5 protein-coding genes are annotated in these 5,219 nt (G+C 38.3%); 2 read left to right on the plus strand and 3 right to left on the minus strand.

The features are described from left to right. Positions 1–174 precede the first annotated feature (174 nt). Entirely contained in the window at positions 175–1,158 is a 984-nt protein-coding gene (locus tag FD31_RS13450) for an L-lactate dehydrogenase (protein ID WP_057893301.1), read from the plus strand. Between the two features lie 117 nt (positions 1,159–1,275). After that, entirely contained in the window at positions 1,276–1,938 is a 663-nt protein-coding gene (cbpA, locus tag FD31_RS13455) for a cyclic di-AMP binding protein CbpA (protein WP_057893302.1), read from the plus strand. Between the two features lie 178 nt (positions 1,939–2,116). On the opposite strand, the gene ald is transcribed toward cbpA, so the two are convergent. From ald to acpS, 3 genes are all read right to left on the minus strand, one after another. Continuing rightward, positions 2,117–3,238, minus strand: coding sequence for an alanine dehydrogenase (gene ald / locus FD31_RS13460; protein ID WP_057893303.1), 1,122 nt, complete (start codon positions 3,236–3,238; stop codon positions 2,117–2,119). A gap of 145 nt (positions 3,239–3,383) precedes the next feature. Then, positions 3,384–4,496, minus strand: a complete 1,113-nt coding sequence (gene alr, locus FD31_RS13465; protein WP_057893304.1) for an alanine racemase — start codon at positions 4,494–4,496, stop codon at positions 3,384–3,386. Between the two features lie 2 nt (positions 4,497–4,498). Next, entirely contained in the window at positions 4,499–4,855 is a 357-nt protein-coding gene (acpS, locus tag FD31_RS13470; RefSeq protein WP_057893305.1) for a holo-ACP synthase, read from the minus strand. Positions 4,856–5,219 lie beyond the last annotated feature (364 nt).

Genomic DNA, 5,219 nt, shown 5'->3' on the forward strand with positions numbered 1-5,219 from the left:
TGGCTCCAAGCGGTCCCACAGCAAACTCCATTGTCCGCAACCGGAGACGGCCCTGAAACAATCCACCGATTTCACGATTTTTTCACTTTTTTCACAATCAACTTGTTAATTACCCTTAATTATTTGTATAATGAACCACGGAACATATTATTTTCGAAGGGATGATATTTTATAATGACAACTCCAACAAATGAAAAGAACCACCAAAAAGTACTTCTAGTTGGTGACGGTGCTGTAGGTTCAACTTTCGCCTACGCAATGACACTTCAAGGTATTGCACAAGAACTAGTTATCTGTGATATCGCAAAAGACAAGATTAAGGGTGACGCAATGGACCTTGCTGATGCACTTCCATTCTCATTCCCTAAGAACATTCACGCTGGTGAATATTCAGATGCTAAGGATGCTGATATCGTTGTTATCACTGCTGGTGCTCCACAAAAACCAGGTGAAACAAGACTTGACCTTGTTAACAAGAACTTGAACATCTTGAAGACAATCGTTGACCCAATCGTTGAATCAGGATTCAATGGTATTTTCTTGGTTGCTGCTAACCCAGTTGATATCTTGACATACGCTACATGGAAACTTTCAGGCTTCCCTAAGGAACGTGTAATTGGTTCAGGTACATCACTTGACTCAGCTAGATTACAAAAATTCGTTGGTGAAGAATTAGACATCGATCCTCGTGCAGTTAATGGTTACATCATGGGTGAACATGGTGATTCAGAATTTGCTGCATGGTCACACTTGTCAATCGGTGGCGTTACAATGGCTGAATGGATGGAACAACACCCAGAAGTTACTCAAGATACTCTTGACGCTATCTACAAGAAGGTTGTTAACGCAGCTTACGACATTATCAATACTAAGGGTGCTACATTCTACGGTATCGGTACTGCTCTTGCAAGAATCTGCAAGGCCTTGCTAAACGACGAAAACACTGTTCTTCCATTATCAAACATGATGACTGGTCAATACGGTGTTTCAGACATTTATATCGGTTCACCTGCTATTATCAACCGTAAAGGTCTAAAACAAATTATTGAAGTTCCATTGAATGATGAAGAATCAGCACAAATGAAGAAATCAGCTGCAGAACTTGAAAAAATTCTTAAAGATGGTTTCGAAGCAACAGGTATCAAGGGTCGTCAATAATCCGAAATATCATGCTTTAAAAAAAGCCGAAACAAATGAATAATTTGTTTCAGCTTTTTTTTTATTCGGAATTACTGTATTATTAATTCAATTATACTTGATTGGATGTGAATATATATGTTAGTTAAATCACTTGTACTGAAAAAGGACAAGCTTACTACAGTTAAAGAAACTGTAACACTCGAGGAAGCTTTGAAAGTCCTCGAAGATTCTGGCTATCGTTGTGTGCCAATTTTAGACGAGAGCGGACAAATATTTAGGGGTAACATCTATAAGATGCACATCTACCGTCACAAATCACGTGGTGGCGACATGAGTTTACCAGTAACAACATTGATGAAGAACGCTACAAAAACAATCAGTGTTGACTCACCTTTCTTCAAAGTATTTTTCAACATCAAGGATTTGCCATATATCGCAGTTCTTGACGAATCAAATCTTTTCTACGGAATTTTGACTCACTCAAGACTCTTGAGCATGTTGTCAGACTCTTGGAACTTGGACATTAGTAGCTACGTACTAACTGTTAGTTCTTCTGGTGACCGTGGTGATCTTGAAAAGATGTCAAAAATCTTTGCTAAATATGTTTCAGTCGCTGCTTGTATGACCTTGGATGCCAAGTCAAACGAGGTTGTCCGTCGAACATTGTTCACATTGCCTTCAGGCACAGACATCGAAACTTTAAAAGAAATTATCAAACGTTTGGAAAAGAAGAGCTTTATCGTTTCTGAAATTGACGATTTGAAGTCTGGCAAGATTCTTGATAAGAACACTTTGTAATTTGCATTAAAACTGTTTCTAAAAACAAAACTGTAAGTATCTAATTTTCTAAAACAAAACCATTTCAAGACAAAACCAAAAACTCCTTACTGACTGCTACGGGTCAGTAAGGAGTTTTTTTATTTTGCCGCATCCGGCTAGTTTTTCTGGTCGGAAGTTATCTATCAAAGAACAGTCTTTAAACTGTCACTGCCTTTAAAGCGTCAGTTAAATTCATATATGGCATCTGCAAACTATCTGCCACTGCCTTTTCTGTTAAATGACCTTGATATGTATTAATACCTGTTTTGATTGTTTCATTTTCAATTGCTTTTTCAAATTCCTGACTTGCTATCTGAACTGCATATGGCATTGTAACGCTCGACAATGCTTCTGTGGCTGTTTTTGGAACAGCTCCTGGGATATTTGCGACTGTGTAATGAACGACGTCATGGACAAGATAAGTTGGGTCGTCGTGAGTTGTTGCTTTGACACTTGTTTCAAATAATCCACCTTGGTCAATTGGAATATCGACAACGACGGAACCTGGCTCCATTGTGGCAATCATTTCTTCAGTCACTAATTTTGGCGTTGCCGCACCCGGAATTAGAACAGCCCCAACGACCAAATCGGATTCCTTGACTGTTTTAGCAATATTTTGAGCATTCGACATTAACGTTTGGATCTTACCATCAAAGATATCTTCAATTTCAGCTAATCTCTGCGCATCGATATCAAGTAATGTTACTTCGGCACCCATACCAATGGCGATTTTAGCTGCGTTGACTCCGACAGTTCCACCACCAATAATTGTAACTTTACCTTTACGAACACCAGGAACACCACTCAATAACAAACCTTTACCTTGATGAGGTTCTTCAAGGTAATGTGCTCCAACTTGAACAGCCATGCGTCCTGCAATCTGACTCATTGGATAAAGCAATGGCAAGCCACCGTTAGGTCCAACCATTGTCTCATAGGCAATCCCGGTTGTTTTACTCTTGAGCATTGCTACTGTTAATGGTTTATTAGCAGCTAAATGCAGATAAGTATAAATTATTTGTCCATTCTTAAAATACTTGTACTCTGATGCAATTGGTTCCTTAACTTTGATAATCATTTCTGAATTCCAAACATCACCAACATCGCTAATCTTGGCACCAGCATCTAAATATTGTTGGTTAGTATAGCCTGAACCGATTCCAGCGTTTTCTTCAACAACAACTTGATGACCAGCCTTAACTAAACTAGCCACGCCATCGGGAGTTGAACCAACACGCTCTTCTTGATTTTTAAGTTCTTTCGGTATACCAACTTTCATACAACAGTCCTCCTATATTGTGATTTTTTTATCAATATCATATATCATATCATGTATCTGAGAGACTCTCAATTATTAGAAATAACGGTTCCACATATTTATACCCGAAAAAAAAGAGATGCCTTCGCATCCCAATTTTGTTTTATTAATTTTTATAAACTCTTGGCAACCGTTCGCTCAATGAGCAAAGAATTTCATAATTGATTGTTCCAGAATATTGAGCTGCATCAGTGGCAGTGATTTCTTCATCGCCATCTTTACCTAAAATCGTTACCTTAGTACCAACTGGTAATTCTCCTGGCAAACGAACCATGAATTGATCCATACAAATTCGACCGACATTTTGGCAACGTTGACCATTGATCAAAACATCTGACCCTTGCATGCGACGTAACCAACCATCTTCGTAGCCGATAGGAATCGTTCCGATCCATTCATCTTTATCACTTGTATAAGTGGCACCATAACCAATACTTGTGCCAGCTTTAACTTTCTTCACGAAAACAAGTTCTGAATACAAGCTCAAGGCAGGCTCTAGTTCATATGGTAATTTCGTAATATCAGTTTGTGATGGGTTCAAACCATACAAAGCAATGCCATCACGTACCATATTGACTGCTAAATCTTGATGCCATAATGCTGTGGCTGAATTAGCGCAGTGAACGTAAGTGAATTTAGTTGGCAAATCACTCGACATTTCTTTGAAACGTTTAACTTGTTTTTCAAAGTATTTTTCATCTGGATTGTCAGCTGTAGCAAAGTGAGTGAACAATCCTTCAGGAATAAAGGCATTTTTGTGGTCATTTAAAAAGTTGCAAGCTTCAATCAAATCAGCTTTTTCTTGAAAACCGATACGCCCCATTCCACTATCAATTCCTAAATGGACACGTAAATTCATTGTACGAAGCTGAACAGCAACCTTCAACCAGTCCAAACTACCTACAGTTAGCGAAATATTGGCCCGTGCGGCCACTTTGGCGTATTCGACAGGAACTATACCTAAAACTAAGATAGGCGCGTCTACGCCACTATTACGAATCTCTAAAGCCTCATCCAAAGTTGCTACACATAAACCAGCAGCTCCAAATTCAATTTCAGCTTTAGCAACACGAACAAGTCCATGTCCATAGGCATTAGCTTTTACAACTGCAAAAACTTTTGTCCCTTCAGGCACAGCCTCAAGTTCATTTTGAAGATTGTGACGCAATTTCTCTAAGTCTACTTCAACATAGGCTGGACGGTGAATTGATGGTAACATTTCTATGCCTCCTCTAGAATAACTTCTGTTATTACTAGTTCATCTGTATCTGAGATTGATACGTGAATATTGCCTTTAAAGATGTCAGTCTTAATATAAGGCTGACCTGACTCATGATTTAGCACACTCAAATCATGAAAACCAATGCCACGAAGGCCAGTTCCCATAGCTTTTGTGAAAGCTTCTTTAACTGAAAAACGAGCTGTCAGATAAGCCATTTTAGACTTTTCAGTATTTAAAGAGTTAAAAACTTCCATTTCATCAGCATTCAAGATTTTTTCCAAGAATCTAGGATGACGACCGTAGATCTGACGCACACGATCGATTTCTGCAATATCGATACCCAATCCTTTGATCATATGTTTTCTCCGTTTTTATAAGAATTTTTAAAACTCAATATCTAAAGTATACTCACTTTTCCCCAATCAAACAGTTGTGGAAAACTTTTTCATTATGAATTATGCACAGATATCAAATTTCAACAGCTCAAATCATTAAAAAAACAAAATCACTTGTGGATTCCTTTTTGTTCAAGCCTAAATAATAGCATTTTGACTGACTTTTTCAAGTTTAATTATGACAGTCCTCAAAACTTTCCAAATTGCCAACAGTCAAACTGCCCTTCCTTCAATTATTTTACTGTACTCACGTTTGAAAGTCTAAGAATCAAGGCGGCCGTCTCCAGAACCTAGAAATAGTCACTGGCTGATCGAGTAGGAGGTA

It is taken from the genome of Companilactobacillus nantensis DSM 16982, assembly GCF_001435815.1.
GTDB classification, from domain to species: Bacteria; Bacillota; Bacilli; order Lactobacillales; family Lactobacillaceae; genus Companilactobacillus; species Companilactobacillus nantensis.